Raw genomic sequence first — 17,675 nt, 5'->3', positions numbered from 1 at the left:
TCTTTTTAATTATGTTAGCCCGGCTTAGAAATGAACGTTTAGGCTTAATATGTTGTTCTAGTTTAGAATTTATCCTGTACATCTTCCATCTTAACTTTCTAATGTTTAATACGTTAGTTTTGTTTCCACTTTTCATTTTCCTGACTAACTAATCTTTTTGCTGGGATCATCTTAAGTTCTAGATAGGTATTAAGAATTTGAAATAAATGTTCCCAAAAAGCACTTTGCTTAACAATAGTATTTTCAGCGTGGAAACATAATACATCAAAATCAACCTTTTGTTTTTCAAGAGCTAAGTAGTAGCATGTAGCAGCAGTAATATCCCTGAGCACATACTCTTTCAGTTGATTGAGTAATACTTCATGTATGATATCATCAAATTTCAAAGCACCTTCTGAAAACGAAACGTCATTAAAAGTATATTTTAATAAGAATGCATCATATTCTTTTGTTATTTCAGGGTTTATTTGATAGTAGTGTGTGAGCAATTATTCTCCTCCGAAAGGTATTATTTCAACTTCTTACTAATTAAGTGCGGTGTAATGAATTAGATTTTTGTGCTGGATTTATTTAGTTGCCGTTTATCCATATAGCTTTTAATTTACAACTCTACTTGCTAATGTCTATAAATATTATAATGACCACTTTCTTAAACAACGAACAGGGTACAAGTATTACAAATTTTATTCTAGAAAAAAGAGTAATCATTGTACTTTAATCTAACAACGTCTGTCACTTTTTTTACTCAATCTTTCATCAACACAAAATAAAGCCACCGAACTGATTTAATCTCAGTCAGCAGCCTTAATTTAAATTGAGTGGGAGGGTGTAGTGACAGTTCTGATGTTATTTGTTTCACATTGAGAGAATACATACTCTCATTATTTCTTTTAACGATATTATCAATTGAGAACACTTTTGAGTGTCCCTCACTGCTTATACATGTAAAAGAAATTCTCATTCTTAAATTTTTATAGTTAAGAAAAGGAAATGTCGTATCTATTTTTCTACTTGAAATCCCAGCTAAGAAATAACCATTAAAATTAATATTAATATTAAAGTAATTTCTTGAAATAAACTATTCTCAAATTTAATTTCAATTTGATTATTAACGTCTATTGTCTCTGTTCGAATTACATTTAACTTCATCTACCGTAACAAGATCAATTCCATCATAAGAATTATAATCTACATTGGATTTCTCTGACTACTCCGTCGTAATAACTCTCACTCTCAATACTAAATATTCCAGATCCACTATCCTTATCTTTTGTATCTTCTCCAGACATGGTTCCCATACCAAATGCCTCTCTTGTTTGTCTTCCGACCTTTATTTTTCTTTATTCGCTGATTACGAATTTCAAATTCTTTTTTGATAGTGAATTGCTCTGAGCCGCCTATTCTTATGTATTTGATTTAAAATTCCCTTTACCGGTAATTTAACATACTGCTTCAAAACCAAACAAGCAAAAACGGCCACCAAATGGTGGTCGTCACTGATACTACTAATGGAGGCGAGGGGAGTCGAACCCCTGTCCGAAGATAACGACACATAAGCTTCTACGGGTGTAGTCACAGTTTTGATGTCACCCGAGTATCGCCCCGTAACCGGCTATACGTTGGGTCAGCCTGATTGTCTTCTTCAGCACACCCCAGGCGGAGATGTGACAGCGTATCCCACTACTTGTTAGCCCCTAATCCTGTCACATGGGCGATGCAGGTTAGAAGCACGCACACAGTTTCTTAGGCTGCGAAAGCGTAGTTGTTTTGTTGTTTGCCGTTTAATAGGCTTTAGCGTTGATGAAGCGGACGCGTCCCCACTACCCGCTACCCATGCTCGAACTATCCCCGTCGAATCCATAAACGCCCCCTCATATAAGAAGGGCTCCAGGATTAATCCGTGAATACGGAGCAAAGGTGCTGCACATCTTTTTCCTCCAAGGTAAAAAGATGCTCTTTCAAACTCGGCATTCCTGTCTGCTACATGAATAATCATATCACAGGACCGAATGCAGATATAGTATAGATTACTGGAAGTCGTACCAGCAGGCTGAGCATCTGTGCAAGATTAACCAATGTACCATCTGAGGCTCAATCGTCTACATATTATACCGCGTCCCTCGGACGAAGTAAAGTTTACCAGCATGAGATTGCGAACAACTGTACCTCCTTTATTTTACCCACAATTTGTACAGGCTACGCAGAGAGCAGCACTTTAGATCCCCAGTTACGTCATATCGCAGCCAGCTAAACCAATCGATCTTTAACTTAGCTACCTAGGCTTACAGATTTAAATCCTTAATGCTCTCCCAAACGTTCTAACAGCAGCACCCACGTAAAATAAAAATCCCAAGCTCCGCCCAGTTTTGGGCCAAACTTGAGATCCTCATTTACTTCGCATCTAAAATTAACTTAAGCCGCATCCTGCGAAGCTGAAGCAATTCGATCAGCGAGCGATCTTCTGCTTCTCACGCAGTGCCCGTTGGATATCACGTTGTGCATCCTTCTTCGCTGCGGACTCACGTTTATCATACTGTTTCTTACCTTTACCCAGACCCAGCAACAGTTTCGCATATCCATTACGCACATAAATCTTCAGCGGCACAATGCTGTACCCTTCCTGCTTCGACAATCCAAGCAGTTTGTGAATCTGAGACTTGTGCAGCAGCAGCTTGCGCGTACGCGTCGGATCAAGCGGATTATGTCGGTTCCCTTGTTCAAAAGGGCTAATATGCATATTATGAATGTGAATTTCACCGTTGCGAATGGTGGCAAATGCATCTCCAATATTCGCACGGCCGTTACGAAGAGATTTGATCTCCGTTCCGGTAAGCACCATGCCCGCTTCATACGTATCTTCAATGAAGTAGTCATGGGAAGCCTTTTTATTCTGTGCGAGCACTTTACTCTGTCCATCATTCTTGCCCATGTCCTCACTCCTTCTCCGTAAAATAAGCCGGTACCATGCTCTATAGCCGCGCACCCAATGATGCCCAGGTACCCTATGCCAGACCTTAATTGTAGCAAGGACCGCTGTTAAAATCAAGAAAGAGGCAGCATATGCCGCCCCTTCTCATTACACACATTTCACGCTGTGCGAAACGATATTACTTTTTCTTCTTCCGTACAAAAGCTGCTGTTCCATTAGCAGATGCGCCTTTATTCTTTTTCCGTTTACGGCGCGGAGCTCCGCCTTCTTGCGTACCTCCCGGTGTAGCTGCCTCGCCGATAAAGATCCCACTAGGTGAAGTCTTCTTGCGTTCACCGCCACCTTTATTACCCTTGCCAGATTTGAAGCTGCCTTCTCCACGGCCTTTACCACTGTTCAGGTCAGTACCTTGGCTGCCAGTGCTATTGTCCTGACTGGACGTTGCAGAGCTGTATCCACCTTTACCTGATCCAAAACCAAAGCTTACCGCTCCAGTGCCTTTGCCGCGAGCAGCAGCTGGTGCACTGGCATCTCCTGTGCGACGTTCACCTTTCGGTTTACCGCCACCTTTTCCACTGAAGCTGCCACGTCCACCTTTGCTGCTCTCTTCCGTCGCTCTTCCACCACGGCTGCCGCTACCGCTGCCTTTACCACCGCGCGAGCTACTGAATCCACCGGAACCGCCTTTGGCGCCACTCCGGCCACCACCGCCAGCAGGACGTCCGCCTCTGCCGCCTCGGTTGCCGCCACCAAAACCGCCTGGCCGTTCGCTGCGTGGCTTCATATCGACCATTTCAAAGTCAATGGTGTACTCTTCCATGCTTACGCGTGCAACACGGATCTTCACTTCATCTCCGATACGGAACACCTTCGAGGTACGTTCACCAATCAGGGCCATATGCTGATCGTCAAAATGGTAATAGTCGTCCGTCAGGGCACTCAGTCGGATCAAGCCTTCTACCGTATTCTCGAGTTCAATGAACATGCCGAAGCTGGTTACACTGCTGATCATGCCTTCAAATTCTTCCCCGACCTTCTCGAGCATGTACTCGGCTTTCTTCATTTTCTCTGTATCCCGCTCGGCTTCAACCGCCACACGTTCACGCTCAGACGATTGCTGTGCAATGTCAGACATGCGTGCTGCCAGGTATTCCTGACGATTCTCCGGCAAAGCACCGTTGTTCTCAATCACTTCCCGAATGACACGGTGAATGACAAGATCGGGATAACGACGAATCGGTGACGTAAAGTGACTGTAGAACTCTGCCGCAAGGCCAAAGTGACCCGACATCTCCGCATCATACTTCGCCTGCTTCATGGAACGCAGCATCATCGTACTGATGACCGTTTGTTCCTTCGTTCCATTAATATCCTCAAGCAGAGATTGAAGCGCACGTGGATGGATCGCGTTACCGCGTCCTTTTACATGGTGTCCAAAATTCGCCGCAAAGGCGAGGAAATTTTGCAATTTCTCCTGATCAGGATCTTCATGCACACGATAGATAAACGGAACCTTCAGCCAGTGGAAGTGCTCTGCCACCGTTTCGTTGGCCGCAAGCATGAATTCCTCGATAATTTGCTCCGCAATGGAACGCTCACGTTTTACGATATCGACCGGTTTGCCTTCTTCATCTACGATGATTTTGGATTCTTCAAAATCAAAGTCAACCGCACCCCTGCGCATACGCATGGCGCGAAGCTTCAAGGCTATTTCTTTCATCAGATGAAAGTCATCCACCAAATCCTTGTAACGCTCCAGCAACTCCGGCTCTTCGCCTTCAAGAATTTTACGAACGTTGGAATACGTCATACGCTCTTTGGTTTTGATCACACTCGTGAAAATGTCGTGGTTTACAACCTTCATCTGGTCGTTGAACTCCATTTCACAGGACAGCGTAAGGCGATCCACCTGCGGATTCAAACTGCAAATCCCGTTCGACAGACGATGCGGCAGCATTGGAATAACACGGTCGACCAAGTACACACTGCATCCGCGATTGTATGCTTCCTGATCCAGTTTGGAGTTCTCACGTACATAGTATCCGACATCCGCAATATGAACACCCAGACGGTAGTTACCGTTCGGCAGCTTCTCCACATTAACTGCATCGTCCAGATCTTTGGCGTCTTCGCCATCGATGGTTACGATGTTCAACCCACGCAAGTCACGGCGACCCTGTTGTACGATCTCTTCATCCGTAATGGATTCCGGAGCTTGTTCCGCTTCTTCCACCACTTCATCCGGGAATGCTTCAGGCAGCTGATGTTTGCGAATGACAGACAAAATATCAATGCCCGGATCATCCTTGTGTCCAAGAATCTCAATAACTTCGCCTTCCGCGGCAGCGCGGCCCTCCGGGTAGCTCACAATTTTGGCAACGACTTTTTGTCCATCCACAGCCCCGGCAAAATTCGTACGTGGAATGAAAATATCACGGTTAATCCGCTTGTCGTCCGGAATGACGAACCCATATACCTCATGGCTCTGGAATACACCAACCACTTGGGTAACTGCACGTGTAACAATGCGCACGATCTCGCCTTCCAAACGGCCGTTGGATGGGCCCTGAGACGTCACTTTAACAAGGACTGTGTCCCCATTCATCGCACTCTTCATATCATTCGCATGGATGTAGACATCCGGATGCTCTTTATCCTCAGGGATGAGAAAAGCAAATCCCTTCGCATGGGCCTGCAGCCGTCCGCGAACCAGGTCCATACGTTCAGGCATGCCGTAACGGTTGTTACGGGTCAGCAGAATCTTGCCGGATTCCTCCAGCGAATTCAGCATAATCAAAAAGGCTTTGAAATCAGCCGCATCTTCAATCTCGAAGTGCTGTTCCAGCTCCTGATAGGTCATCGGTTTATAAGCGGTTTCCCGCATGAAGTCGAGCAATTGTTGTTCTGTTATCATTAATATTCACCTCGGGAAACGTAAAAGTGTAATCTGGTTTGTATCCTGTCTTTATGTATCGGATTTTTTGCGATTTTCATGCCACGTAACACATGCCCTCACTATCTCATACCCTAGTATACACGAATTCAATCCCCCGCATCCGTACCCCGCAAAATAATCCGAACCTCAGCGAGATGCCTTCATCCTTGTACTTAAATACACCACATTCAAATCATGGGTACACGTTTTCATTGGACTTTAGAATAACATACCCCTAAAAAGAACTATGGTTCAGATGAATATGAAATGTATGGAGCAGAGTCGTTCCGGTTGAACAGGTCAAGCAGGCAACTGGGCTAATTAACGGAAAGGAAGACGAGACGGGAGTGGGAAACCGAAGATTAAATGGGTGGGGAAAAATAGTTGGGAAACTTTGGACATGCGCCAATTTATTAAAAAACCTCCGTTTCTTCACGAAACGAAGGTTCATCATCTTTGGTCGTTCATTCCTATATGCTTGATCTACAGACCACTACAGTAATTCCTTACTTGGAAATGACTGTAACAATAATAGCCAAGATCATAAATCCTGCACCCAGTACAACGGTTGCACGTTGCAGGAAAAGATCCAATCCGCGCGCTTTCGTTTTACCGAAAAGATGTTCCGCACCACCGGAGATGGCACCCGCCAAACCAGCGCTTTTCCCGTGCTGCAGCAATACTACAGTGATTAGACCGATCGAGAAAACAACGAGCAGCAATTTCAAAGCAATATCCATTCTTTCCACCTCCTACCCATGTGGGCATAACATCTCACCATAAAAACAGTTACTTTAATTGTACCACAGCTATTCCCAATCTACAACCTTATCCTGGATGCTGTCTTTATTAGGAATAAAATTAAAAAGACAAGCCGGTTGCCCGGCTTGCCCTAAAACTGTGAATACAGCTTATTTTTTAAGGTTGTAGAATCCTTTGAGACCATTGTATTGAGCCAGTTCGCCCAGTTGATCCTCGATGCGGAGCAATTGGTTGTACTTCGCGATACGGTCTGTACGGGAAGGAGCACCTGTTTTGATTTGTCCTGCATTTGTTGCAACCGCGATGTCAGCGATTGTGCTGTCTTCGGACTCACCGGAACGGTGGGAGATTACAGCTGTGTATCCTGCACGTTTAGCCATTTCGATTGCATCAAATGTTTCAGTGAGTGTACCGATTTGGTTGACTTTGATCAGGATGGAGTTACCAATACCTTCATTGATACCTTTTTCCAGACGCTCAGTGTTCGTTACGAACAAGTCGTCACCAACCAGTTGTACTTTGTCGCCCAATTTCTCAGTGAGCAATTTCCAGCCATCCCAGTCGTCTTCGGACATACCGTCTTCGATTGTGATGATTGGGTATTTCTCAACCCATGAAGCCAGAAGGTCAACATACTCTGCGGAAGTGTAAGATTTACCTTCGCCAGCAAGTGTGTATTTACCATCTTTGTAGAACTCAGTGGAAGCTACGTCCATACCCAGGAATACGTCAACGCCTGGTTTGTAGCCTGCTTTTTCAATCGCTTCGATGATTGTAGTGATTGCTTCTTCGTTCGAACCAAGGTTCGGTGCGAAGCCGCCTTCGTCACCTACAGCTGTGTTCAGGCCTTTGGAGCTCAGTACGGATTTCAGGTTGTGGAAGATTTCTGCACCTACGCGAAGAGCTTCTTTGAACGTTGGAGCTCCAACAGGAAGAACCATGAACTCTTGTACGTCGATGTTGTTGTCAGCATGCTCACCACCGTTGATGATGTTCATCATTGGTACTGGAAGTGCTTTAGCGTTGAATCCGCCCAGGTAAACATAGAGTGGCAGGTCCAGAGCGTCAGCAGCTGCGCGAGCTACCGCCATGGATACAGCCAGGATTGCGTTAGCACCCAGTTTACCTTTGTTTGGCGTACCATCCAAAGCGATCATCATTTTGTCGATACCCAGTTGATCCAAAGCGTCCATACCGATCACTTCTGGAGCGATTGTTTCGTTTACGTTCTTAACAGCTTGCAGAACGCCTTTACCCAGGTAGCGGGATTTGTCACCATCGCGAAGCTCAACAGCTTCGTGGGCACCAGTGGATGCACCGGATGGAACGATTGCGCGTCCGATTGCGCCGGACTCCAGGTATACTTCAACTTCAACCGTAGGGTTACCGCGGGAGTCGAGGACTTCGCGAGCGTACACGTCAGAAATAATAGTCATGAGTGATAATCTCCTTTTAATTTGGAATTTTATTTTTAATACGTTCAGAATAATTGAGTTTCACCAGACCACTCCGCATGCAGTACCATCTTCCGATCGCTGTTATCCCCTGATTCCTTGAACATATCGTCATAAGTTGGAATCAGGTGATAAAGGCGAACGCTTCGCTTCTTCAGATTGGTTCTGCCCGCTTCGTTCCAGGTTCAACTTTGTCTTATTCAACAACCTATTAAAGCAAATTATTTACGGGTAGCGATGACCGATGTACCTGTCATTTCTTCCGGTTTAGGTAATTGCATCAGGTCCAGAATCGTTGGCGCGATATCGGCCAGAATTCCACCTTCACGCAAGGTTACGTTAGCGTCTGTAACGATAAATGGAACTGGATTCGTTGTATGAGCCGTGAACGGACGTCCTTGCTCATCGAATACCATATCTGCATTACCGTGGTCGGCTGTGATAAGAACAACGCCACCTTTGGCGAGTACAGCATCAACAACACGTCCCATGCACTCATCTGTCACTTCAACCGCCTTAATCGTAGGCTCCAGCATGCCGGAGTGCCCAACCATATCCGGGTTGGCGAAGTTCAGAATAATCGCATCATGTTTGTCCGCTTCAATCTCGCGAACACATGCGTCAGCTACTTCATAAGCGCTCATCTCCGGTTGCAGGTCATACGTTGCAACTTTTGGCGAGTTAATCAGTACGCGAGTTTCGCCCGGAAGCTCAACGTCGCGTCCACCGCTGAAGAAGAAGGTTACGTGCGGGTATTTCTCGGTTTCTGCAATACGCAGCTGTTTCTTGTTGTTCTGAACCAGAACTTCACCCAGCGTATTGTCGAGGTTTTTAGGCGAATAAGCCACATAACCTTCAACCGTTTCACTGAACAGAGTCAAGCACACGAAGTGCAATCCTTCTGGGAACTTCGGACCGCGGTCGAATCCACGGAAATCCTTGTTCGTGAATACTTGCGACAGCTGAATCGCACGGTCAGGACGGAAGTTCAGGAAGATAACGGAATCGCCGCTTTCCACCAAACCTACCGGCTCACCATCCGCTTTAACGATAACCGTTGGCTCAACGAATTCGTCAAATACAGACTTCTCATACGATTCTTCAACCGCTCTGAGGGGGTCAATGTATTTTGGTCCATCACCATAAACGATGGCACGATATGATTTCTCAACACGTTCCCAACGTTTGTCACGGTCCATCGCGTAGTAACGGCCTTGAACCGTTGCGATTTGTCCTACACCGACTTCCTCAATTTTGGCGATCAGCTTCTTCATGAAGTCTTTACCGCTGTCTGGCATAACGTCACGACCATCCAGGAAGGCATGAATATAAACATCATTCATTTCTTCTTTTTTGGCCAGATCCAGCATGGCAAACAGGTGGTCGATGTGACTATGTACGCCGCCATCAGACAACAATCCATACAGGTGAAGCTTTTTACCGTTTTGCTTCGCTTCGCGTACAGCTTTGACAAGTGTTTCATTGTCGAAGAACTCTCCGTCACGAATCGATTTGGAGATACGGGTCAAATCCTGGTATACGATCCGGCCAGCACCAATGTTCAGGTGACCTACCTCGGAGTTCCCCATTTGCCCTTCTGGCAAACCTACAGCTTCACCGCAAGCAGTGAGTGTTGTGTGTGGGAATTGGCTCATAAAGCGATCGTAGTTCGGTTTTTTGGCTTGCGCTACTGCGTTGCCTTCTACCGTATTACGAAGACCGAAGCCATCCATGATGATCAGTGCTACAGGTTTTGGAGCTGTCATTACTTCGCCCCCTCAACAAGCGCGATGAACGAAGCCGGCTGCAGGCTGGCACCGCCAACAAGCGCGCCGTCGATGTCGCTTTGTCCGAGGTATTCTGTTACGTTCTCTGGTTTAACACTGCCGCCGTATTGGATACGAACTGCATCAGCAACCTTCTCATCGTACAGATCCTTCACCAGGCTGCGGATGTAAGCAATAACTTCATTCGCATCTTGGGATGTGGAGGATTTACCTGTACCAATCGCCCAGATTGGTTCATAAGCGATAACCACTTGTGCCGCTTGATCTGCAGACAAACCTGCAAAAGCAGCTTCTGTTTGCACTTTGCATACGTCTTTTGTTTGGTTTGCTTCGCGCTCTTCAAGCGTTTCACCAAGACAGAAGATTGGAGTCAATCCGTGACGGAATGCTGCATGCAACTTTTTATTTACAGTTTCATCGGTTTCCGCAAAATATTGACGGCGCTCCGAATGACCAATGATTACATAATCCACGCCCAGGTCTTTCAGCATTACGCCGCTGATTTCACCAGTGAATGCACCGTTGTCTTCAAAGTGAAGATTTTGAGCACCAATTTTGATGTTTGTGCCTTTCACAGCTTCTACCAATGTAGGCAGATTTGTAAACGGTGCACAGATTACAGTCTCTACGCCTTCAACTTCCGCTTTTCCTTTAACTTCCTGAATGAAGTCATTGGATTCGGAAACCGTTTTGAACATTTTCCAGTTACCTGCGATAATCGGTGTTCTCATGGTTTTCAACTCCTTCATGCTATAGCTTAAAACTTACTTGTCGTTCAATGCAACTACACCTGGAAGCACTTTGCCTTCCATGAATTCCAGCGATGCACCGCCACCTGTGGAGATGTGGTCCATTTTGTCAGCCAGTTTGAACTTCTCAGCTGCTGCTGCAGAGTCGCCGCCACCAATTACAGTGTAAGCATCTGTTGTTGCGCAAGCTTCCGCCACTGCACGAGTACCGTGGGAGAATGGCTCGATTTCGAATACGCCCATTGGTCCGTTCCATACAACAAGTTTGGAGTTTTTAACAACGTCAGCATAGATCTCACGTGTTTTAGGACCGATGTCGATACCTTCCCAATCTGCAGGAATGTCGCCAACTTCAACCACTTTCGTGTTTGCATTAGCGCTGAAATCATCAGAAATGACGATATCTACTGGCAGATAGAAGTTTTTACCCAGTTTTTTTGCTTTTTCGATGAAGCCCAGAGCAACATCCAGTTTAGACTCATCCAACAGGGATTGACCTACTTCGTGGCCTTGAGCCTTCATGAATGTATAGGACAATCCTCCACCGATGATTACGTTGTCTGCAATGTTGAGCAGGTTGTCGATGACATCGATTTTGTCCTTAACTTTGGATCCACCAATGATTGCCGTGAAAGGACGCTCAGGATTGGAGATAGCTTTGCCGAGCACATCAAGTTCTTTCTCCATCAAAAGACCTGATACCGCTGGCAGCAAGTGAGCGATACCTTCTGTAGAAGCATGTGCTCTGTGAGCTGCTCCGAAAGCATCGTTAACGAATACGTCAGCCAGTTCAGCAAATTGTTTTGCCAGTTCTGGATCGTTTTTCTCTTCACCTGCATGGAAACGAACGTTTTCAAGCAACAATACGTCACCGTTGTTCAGTTCAGCAACTTGTGCTTTAACTGTTTCACCGATGGAATCGTCAGCTTTTACTACTTTTTTACCAAGCAGCTCGGACAAACGCTCAGCTGCTGGAGTCAAACGCATGGATTCCACAACTTCGCCATTTGGACGACCCATGTGGCTCGCCAGAATGATTTTCGCGCCTTTTTCGATCAAATAGTTGATCGTTGGCAGCGTTGCACGAATACGTTTGTCATCTGTAATTTTACCATCTTCGAGCGGCACATTGAAATCTACACGGACAAAAGCCCGTTTTCCTGTCAATTCGATATCGCGTACACTTTTTTTATTCATCTGTATTTCCTCCGCACCCATGTATTTGGTGGACCAATCAAGGGCCCAAATCCCCTGTCAGTCCTGGTGTTTTTGAGAAATTTGCAAAATGTTGATAGATAAAGAGCGGAAACAATAGCATCTGTTTCCGCTCTATGTTATTGCAGATATTACTTGATCATTTTTGCAAAGTGCTCCAAAGTGCGAACCAATTGAGCAGTGTAGGACATTTCGTTGTCATACCAAGCTACAGTTTTAACCAGTTGTTGGTCGCCCACAGTCAGAACTTTAGTTTGAGTTGCATCAAACAGGGAACCGAAAGTGATACCTTGGATATCGGAAGATACGATTTCGTCTTCAGTGTATCCGAAAGTTTGTGGATCGGAAGCTTCTTTCATTACTGCGTTAACTTCTTCAGCAGTTACTTTTTTACCCAGAACAGTTACGAGCTCAGTCAGGGAACCAGTAGCTACTGGTACACGTTGAGCTGCACCGTCAAGTTTACCTTGCAGTTCAGGAATAACCAAACCGATTGCTTTAGCAGCACCAGTTGTGTTAGGGATGATGTTTTCAGCTGCTGCGCGAGCACGACGGAAGTCACCTTTAGGGTGTGGAGCATCCAACGTGTTTTGGTCGCCAGTGTAAGCGTGAATTGTAGTCATCAAACCTTGAACGATTCCGAATTTGTCTTGCAGTGTTTTTGCCATAGGAGCCAGGCAGTTTGTTGTGCAAGATGCGCCGGAGATTACAGTTTCAGTACCGTCGAGGATTTCATGGTTTACGTTGTAAACGATGGTTTTCATGTCGCCAGTAGCTGGTGCGGAGATAACAACTTTTTTAGCGCCGCCTTTAAGGTGCTTCTCAGCTGCTTCTTTCGTTGTGAAGAAACCAGTACATTCCAGAACGATATCTACACCCAGGTCGCCCCAAGGAAGTTCTTCTGGGTTACGGTTAGCCAGTACTTTAACTTCTTTGCCGTTCACTTTGAAGAAGCCATCGTGTACTTCAACATCGCCATCGAAGCGACCTTGAGTTGTATCATATTTGAGCAAATGAGCCAGCATTTTAGCGTCAGTCAAGTCGTTGATTGCTACTACTTCAATGCCCTCTACATTTTGAATACGGCGGAATGCCAAGCGACCAATACGTCCAAAACCGTTAATACCTACTTTAATCATGAGTAAGTTCCTCCCAAGTTTTGATTTAATTTTTTTATGAAGCTTATATATTCAAGACAGACGGTGAAGTCCGTCAAGACAACAAGAATTGTGGTAAAAAAATCTTTATTCCATTTCGGCAACGATGACTTCGGCAGCAGCCTCGTCAATAATCAGAATATCTTCCTGTCCGAATCGCAGTACAGAATGTATGGCAGCCGCCTTGCTTTTGCCACCCGCAATCCCGATGACCACATCGGTCCGTTCAATATCCTGAAGCCGCATGCCCAGAGTGAGCATGGTATGTACCACTTCACCCTGATCGTTAAAATAATAACCGAAGGATTCAGATACAGCTCCTTGCTCCTGAAGCTCTTCAATGATCTCCGTTGCAAGCTTGCGTCTTCGCGCCATCTCCACGGCATCACCGATTCCATGAATTACGATTCGCGACTGTCTGATCAGCTGAAGAATCTCCTGGACGCTAGGGTCCTGAATTAATGATTCATAGGCATGATCGCTAAGCAAATCCGGTACATGCAGGAGTTTATAGTGTGCTCCTACCCGTTTTGCCATCGTCGATGCAATCGTATTGGCCTGAATTTCAAGGCTTTCTCCCAATCCGCCGCGTGCTGGCACGAACCAGACACCTTTCAGCGATGTTGGCGGAGTCAGCTGCTCTGCTACTTCTGCCGTTGTTGATCCGCCTGTAACGGCAACAACATCGTTATCATTCATCACTTGACCAAGAGCTTTCGCTCCGGCCTTACCCAGTTCCCGTTTGGCAAATGGAGAAATGTCCGAATCGCCGGGAACGACAACTACCTTTTGCAGACCGTAGGCTTGCTTGATGCGTTCTTCCAGCTCGGATAATCCGAACAGCTCTTTGGCTACCGGCTCTAACTGCTGCAGCAAATCATGCCCTGCCTCGCTGATCTTCATTCCTGCACTGTCAATTTCAATAAGTCCCTGAGCCTTTAACAAATCGGTCTCAGCCCTCAGAACCCGCTCGGTCATCTGCATGGAATTGGCTAACGTCCTCCTCCCGATCACATCCGATAACATGATCTGGTGCAGAATCGTATACCTCTTCTTCAAGACATCCATGAGATCAGGCAGAAGCTGCTTTTGCACTTCTAAAATCGTTCGCATGCTTTCCACTCCCGCAAGCTTCTCGTTCCAAGCTCTCTTTCATGGCCCTAAAATGTCCCGGGTTAACTTTTTAAGTCCCACGTCTATTCTACCTAAAACTGACGCGACATGCAAGTGTTTCAAAAGCCTTATTTCACAGTGTGTTGGGGCCATTGTACGCGCTTATTTTCACAATCTCCGGCTTCCATGGGAAAGTGCAGACTCGTTCATACCATATATAGAAGGAAAGCAAAATCCACATCTATATATCGCTTCTATTGACTCCAGGATCGCGCTTCGTGCAGCATGTCCAAAACCTCTCTTAGCATTTACTGAAATGCTTTCTTTATCCATTCTTCATCATCATGATCATATTCAGGCCAATCCAAACCATAAGCATGATCATCCTCTTGCAATTCAGCATCTCATGAGCTATAATCATTATTGCTGTCACATCAATGTGCGCCCGTGGTCCAATGGATATGACGTAGGCCTCCGAAGCCTGAGATCCAAGTTCGATTCTTGGCGGGCGCGCCATTCTTAATTAGCAGCTCATAACCCTTTTAACCAACGAAACCGTAAAGGTTTCTTTTTTTTCAAAGTTAGTTTGACTTTCTTTGACTTTTTGTTTGAAATTGTTTATGATGTGGGTAATACGGTAACAGTTTAAATAGATACACTATTCCATGAACATTTCCGAGGAGGTTTTTCACGTGAGTTATATTCCTATGGTCGTTGAACAGAGCAACCGCGGTGAGCGCGCCTATGACATCTATTCCAGATTGCTGAAGGATCGCATTATCTTTCTAGGCAGCGATGTAAATGACGTTGTTGCGAATGCCATCATGGCACAGATGTTGTTCCTCGCTGCGGAAGATCCGGAGAAAGACATTCATCTATACATCAACAGCCCAGGCGGTTCGATTACAGCCGGTATGGCCATTTACGATACAATGCAATTCATCAAACCTGATGTATCTACCATCTGTGTAGGTATGGCTGCTTCCATGGGTGCATTCCTGTTGAACGCTGGTGCAAAAGGCAAACGTTTTGCACTGCCTAACAGTGAAATCATGATTCATCAGCCGCTGGGCGGTGCTCAAGGTCAGGCTTCGGATATCGAAATCCGTGCCCGCCGCATCTTGAAAATGCGTGATACCTTGAACCGCATCATTGCTGAGCGCACGGGTCAACCACTGGAGCGTATCGAGAAAGATACAGACCGTGACTACTTCATGAGCGCTGCTGAAGCTGCAGATTACGGTATCATTGATAAAGTCATCGAAAACGTTGGCTCCCAAGGCGTTTAAGCCAAGGTATCATATTGAAGATATGAGCAACTCGGATTGACCTGCTCATACTACGAAGAAAGCGCCTCTTGTCATGAACATGACGAGGGGCGCTTTTTTTATATCAAGAATGATTTTAATGATTACTCTGGTGCGATTTCACTGAAAGGCTGTGTCCCTTTAGGAAGAAGCTCCTTGTACGTAAACGAGAATTCAGGGAAACCTTCTGCATATGCAGTGTACTCATACAGTTGGAAGAACACAACTACGCCTGTTGGCGTTACATAGAAGTCCTGATCCTTGTTCAAACCTTTGTAGCCGTCCAGGTAACCACCTCGAGCCTTGAGCTGTTCACCGACTTTTTTGCCAAGCGTCTCACGCATGGTCTTGTTATTTTGCAGCACATCATCCAGACTTAGCTCTTTACCTGTATCCAGCGCAAAGGTGTGGCCTGTTCGTGTAGTCATTCCGTGGGCACCGGCATAGTCCTCATAACGCTGAGTAACTAGTCCCAGCACACCATTTTCGTTATACGTCACCACATAGGTGCTCTCAAATGCATACGGGCGTTCTGCGGTTGCGGATCCATATTCTGCAGACTGCTTCTTGAAATCAGCTACGAATGTGTCTACTTCGTTTTTCAACACTTTGTTGATCGCTGCCTCAGCTTCATCGCTAGCAAGTCCACTTACCTGCGGATATTGAATATCCACTTCAGCATTTTTGATGCTGACTTTAACGGTTGCCGATTGAACCTTCACGCTGTTTTGTTTTACTTTGCTGAGTGAAAGTGTTTTTGTTTTACCATCCCAGCTGCCTTGAACACCCAAATAATCTCTCATCGCAGAAAAAGGAATGTACAGGCGTCCCTTGATCAGCTTCGCTTCAACATTAGGATAATAATTATTTACTCTCAGCGTCGGCTCGCCATCAGCCAGACTGATTCTCATCGTGTTGTTCGCTGCAGTCAGTGCGTATTCTTTAGTTTTTGCGTTATATGTTAATGTACCACCGGCCACATCCTTAACAGCGGTGAGGGATACCCAAGTGGATCCGCCCTGCAGAAGTCCTTTTTGTGTCAACGTTTTGCCTGCAGACTTCAATGTAACATCTGTTGATGCCGTAACTTTGGAACTAACCGAAGCTGCTTGCACGGAGTTATCCTGCCATACCGCCCCACTACCTACAATGATTCCTGCCGCGAGTAATGCACTTGTCCACTTTTTCCATGATGTCATATATAAGACTCCTCTCGAATTTGCCTAGGGTTCATTGCGTATGTATCCTGATCGCATATCTCATACGCTCACCTCTCTATTATAATTAACCCAATTCAGGAAAGGTTTACAGCACCAGTTACAATGTTGTTCAATCCCAATCCATTTGGTAAAGGTTTTGTCACGAACAAATATACAAAAAAGACATCAAATTAGAGTCATTATTCATGTTGAAGCGAGTATGTTGATGCCTAACTTCACCAAAGCTCCCCTTTATAACAAAAAAAGGGCCTTGTCCGATGGACAAAGCCTCTTCCTATGTTAAATTAAGCTTTATTTCATTTCATACGTAATGTTGAGCGTCGTGCTCACTTTTACCTGACCTGTTTCAATTTCTGTACCAGCAGCAGACTGTGCCATATCCTTGGCCATCGAACTTTCTGTTGCATAGAACACAGGCACATTGGCATCCCCTTGAGTCACAGATAACACAGCACCCAATTGACGTTTAACCGCTTTGGCAATTGCTCCTGCTTTCACATCTGCATTGGCTACTGCCTTCTCGATCACTTGTGCTTCGAAGTTTTCCGGATTTTCTACCGTAAAGCGTACATTCTCAATATTGTTGGCACCCGCCTGTGAAGCCGCATCCAGCAATTCACCAATCTTGTCCATCTCGCGGTAAGTGATCGTGAGCGTGTGATGAGCAGTATAGCCTTTAACTTGCTGACCTTCCTTATCACTATACGTATAGTTTGGCTGTACATAGAATTGACTGGTTTGAATGTCATCTGCACTGATTTTCCACGTGTTTTTCAGCAGGTTGGATACCTTTTGAATTTTCGCGGCATTGGCCTTCTGAGCAGAAGCTGCCGTCTCTGCAGTGCTATTCACACCGATTGAGAGATAAGCAATATCCGGCTTTACCTGTATCTCACCTTTACCCACTACATTAATCACGTTCTGCTGTACCCCTTGTACTTCTGCAGCATATGCATAATTTCCCGGTGCCACCCATGCTGTACCTCCAACGAGCAATGTTCCTGCCACCAATACCGCGCCTAGCGGTTTCATCCACTGTTTACCCAT

General features: G+C 45.6%; 13 protein-coding genes, 1 tRNA gene and 1 other RNA gene. 2 read left to right on the top strand and 13 right to left on the bottom strand.

The features are described 5' to 3' along the window. Positions 1 to 113 precede the first annotated feature (113 nt). The 11 genes from ABGV42_RS31310 to ABGV42_RS31260 form a co-directional block, all read right to left on the bottom strand. The gene (locus tag ABGV42_RS31310; protein WP_347385152.1) at positions 114 to 488 is read right to left on the bottom strand and encodes a hypothetical protein; all 375 of its coding nucleotides are present in this window, start codon (positions 486 to 488) and stop codon (positions 114 to 116) included. 1,018 nt (positions 489 to 1,506) lie between these two features. Next, positions 1,507 to 1,871, bottom strand: a transfer-messenger RNA (tmRNA) gene (gene ssrA / locus ABGV42_RS31305). A gap of 575 nt (positions 1,872 to 2,446) precedes the next feature. Then, positions 2,447 to 2,929, bottom strand: a complete 483-nt coding sequence (gene smpB, locus ABGV42_RS31300) for an SsrA-binding protein SmpB (protein WP_347385151.1) — start codon at positions 2,927 to 2,929, stop codon at positions 2,447 to 2,449. A gap of 178 nt (positions 2,930 to 3,107) precedes the next feature. Then, positions 3,108 to 5,843 (bottom strand): ribonuclease R, encoded by a 2,736-nt coding sequence (gene rnr / locus ABGV42_RS31295; protein WP_347385150.1) that lies wholly within the window; start codon positions 5,841 to 5,843, stop codon positions 3,108 to 3,110. Positions 5,844 to 6,370: 527 nt separating this feature from the next. Beyond that, entirely contained in the window at positions 6,371 to 6,604 is a 234-nt protein-coding gene (gene secG / locus ABGV42_RS31290; protein ID WP_095293034.1) for a preprotein translocase subunit SecG, read from the bottom strand. A gap of 171 nt (positions 6,605 to 6,775) precedes the next feature. Next, entirely contained in the window at positions 6,776 to 8,062 is a 1,287-nt protein-coding gene (gene eno / locus ABGV42_RS31285) for a phosphopyruvate hydratase (RefSeq protein WP_095293032.1), read from the bottom strand. Positions 8,063 to 8,301: 239 nt separating this feature from the next. Further along, entirely contained in the window at positions 8,302 to 9,846 is a 1,545-nt protein-coding gene (gene gpmI / locus ABGV42_RS31280; protein WP_347385149.1) for a 2,3-bisphosphoglycerate-independent phosphoglycerate mutase, read from the bottom strand. Further along, positions 9,846 to 10,598 carry a triose-phosphate isomerase gene (gene tpiA / locus ABGV42_RS31275; protein WP_175394335.1) on the bottom strand — a complete coding sequence of 251 codons (753 nt, stop codon included), beginning with the start codon at positions 10,596 to 10,598 and terminating at the stop codon, positions 9,846 to 9,848. Before tpiA ends, gpmI begins: the two co-directional genes overlap by 1 nt. A gap of 33 nt (positions 10,599 to 10,631) precedes the next feature. Next, positions 10,632 to 11,813 carry a phosphoglycerate kinase gene (locus ABGV42_RS31270; protein ID WP_347385148.1) on the bottom strand — a complete coding sequence of 394 codons (1,182 nt, stop codon included), beginning with the start codon at positions 11,811 to 11,813 and terminating at the stop codon, positions 10,632 to 10,634. 149 nt (positions 11,814 to 11,962) lie between these two features. Further along, entirely contained in the window at positions 11,963 to 12,970 is a 1,008-nt protein-coding gene (gene gap / locus ABGV42_RS31265) for a type I glyceraldehyde-3-phosphate dehydrogenase (RefSeq protein WP_056695277.1), read from the bottom strand. A 105-nt stretch (positions 12,971 to 13,075) separates the two neighbouring features. After that, positions 13,076 to 14,101, bottom strand: a complete 1,026-nt coding sequence (locus tag ABGV42_RS31260; protein WP_347385147.1) for a sugar-binding transcriptional regulator — start codon at positions 14,099 to 14,101, stop codon at positions 13,076 to 13,078. A 441-nt stretch (positions 14,102 to 14,542) separates the two neighbouring features. Here ABGV42_RS31260 and ABGV42_RS31255 point away from each other — a divergent pair. Together ABGV42_RS31255 and clpP are read left to right on the top strand one after the other, a co-directional pair. Then, a tRNA-Arg gene (locus ABGV42_RS31255) sits at positions 14,543 to 14,617 on the top strand. Positions 14,618 to 14,793: 176 nt separating this feature from the next. Continuing rightward, the gene (clpP, locus tag ABGV42_RS31250) at positions 14,794 to 15,390 is read left to right on the top strand and encodes an ATP-dependent Clp endopeptidase proteolytic subunit ClpP (protein WP_095362036.1); all 597 of its coding nucleotides are present in this window, start codon (positions 14,794 to 14,796) and stop codon (positions 15,388 to 15,390) included. 122 nt (positions 15,391 to 15,512) lie between these two features. On the opposite strand, the gene ABGV42_RS31245 is transcribed toward clpP, so the two are convergent. Both ABGV42_RS31245 and ABGV42_RS31240 read right to left on the bottom strand, forming a co-directional pair. Then, complete coding sequence (locus tag ABGV42_RS31245; RefSeq protein WP_347385146.1) at positions 15,513 to 16,607, bottom strand: PdaC/SigV domain-containing protein; 1,095 nt, start codon at positions 16,605 to 16,607, stop codon at positions 15,513 to 15,515. A 312-nt stretch (positions 16,608 to 16,919) separates the two neighbouring features. Further along, positions 16,920 to 17,675: an SIMPL domain-containing protein gene (locus tag ABGV42_RS31240; protein WP_347385145.1), complete on the bottom strand. Its 756-nt coding sequence runs from the start codon at positions 17,673 to 17,675 to the stop codon at positions 16,920 to 16,922.

The sequence above is a fragment of the Paenibacillus pabuli genome (genome assembly GCF_039831995.1).
In the GTDB taxonomy this organism is placed as follows: Bacteria; Bacillota; Bacilli; order Paenibacillales; family Paenibacillaceae; genus Paenibacillus; species Paenibacillus pabuli_C.
Note: the sequence above shows the minus strand (reverse complement) of the source record. Positions and strands in the feature narration are given on the sequence as shown.

Excerpts from the sequence above, each read along its gene's own strand:
- smpB (WP_347385151.1), bottom strand. The coding sequence starts at position 2,929 with ATGGGCAAGAATGATGGACAGAGTAAAGTGCTCGCACAGAATAAAAAG.
- rnr (WP_347385150.1), bottom strand. The coding sequence starts at position 5,843 with ATGATAACAGAACAACAATTGCTCGACTTCATGCGGGAAACCGCTTAT.
- secG (WP_095293034.1), bottom strand. The coding sequence starts at position 6,604 with ATGGATATTGCTTTGAAATTGCTGCTCGTTGTTTTCTCGATCGGTCTA.
- eno (WP_095293032.1), bottom strand. The coding sequence starts at position 8,062 with ATGACTATTATTTCTGACGTGTACGCTCGCGAAGTCCTCGACTCCCGC.
- gpmI (WP_347385149.1), bottom strand. The coding sequence starts at position 9,846 with ATGACAGCTCCAAAACCTGTAGCACTGATCATCATGGATGGCTTCGGT.
- tpiA (WP_175394335.1), bottom strand. The coding sequence starts at position 10,598 with ATGAGAACACCGATTATCGCAGGTAACTGGAAAATGTTCAAAACGGTT.
- ABGV42_RS31270 (WP_347385148.1), bottom strand. The coding sequence starts at position 11,813 with ATGAATAAAAAAAGTGTACGCGATATCGAATTGACAGGAAAACGGGCT.
- gap (WP_056695277.1), bottom strand. The coding sequence starts at position 12,970 with ATGATTAAAGTAGGTATTAACGGTTTTGGACGTATTGGTCGCTTGGCA.
- ABGV42_RS31260 (WP_347385147.1), bottom strand. The coding sequence starts at position 14,101 with ATGCGAACGATTTTAGAAGTGCAAAAGCAGCTTCTGCCTGATCTCATG.
- ABGV42_RS31245 (WP_347385146.1), bottom strand. The coding sequence starts at position 16,607 with ATGACATCATGGAAAAAGTGGACAAGTGCATTACTCGCGGCAGGAATC.
- ABGV42_RS31240 (WP_347385145.1), bottom strand. The coding sequence starts at position 17,675 with ATGGGTAAACAGTGGATGAAACCGCTAGGCGCGGTATTGGTGGCAGGA.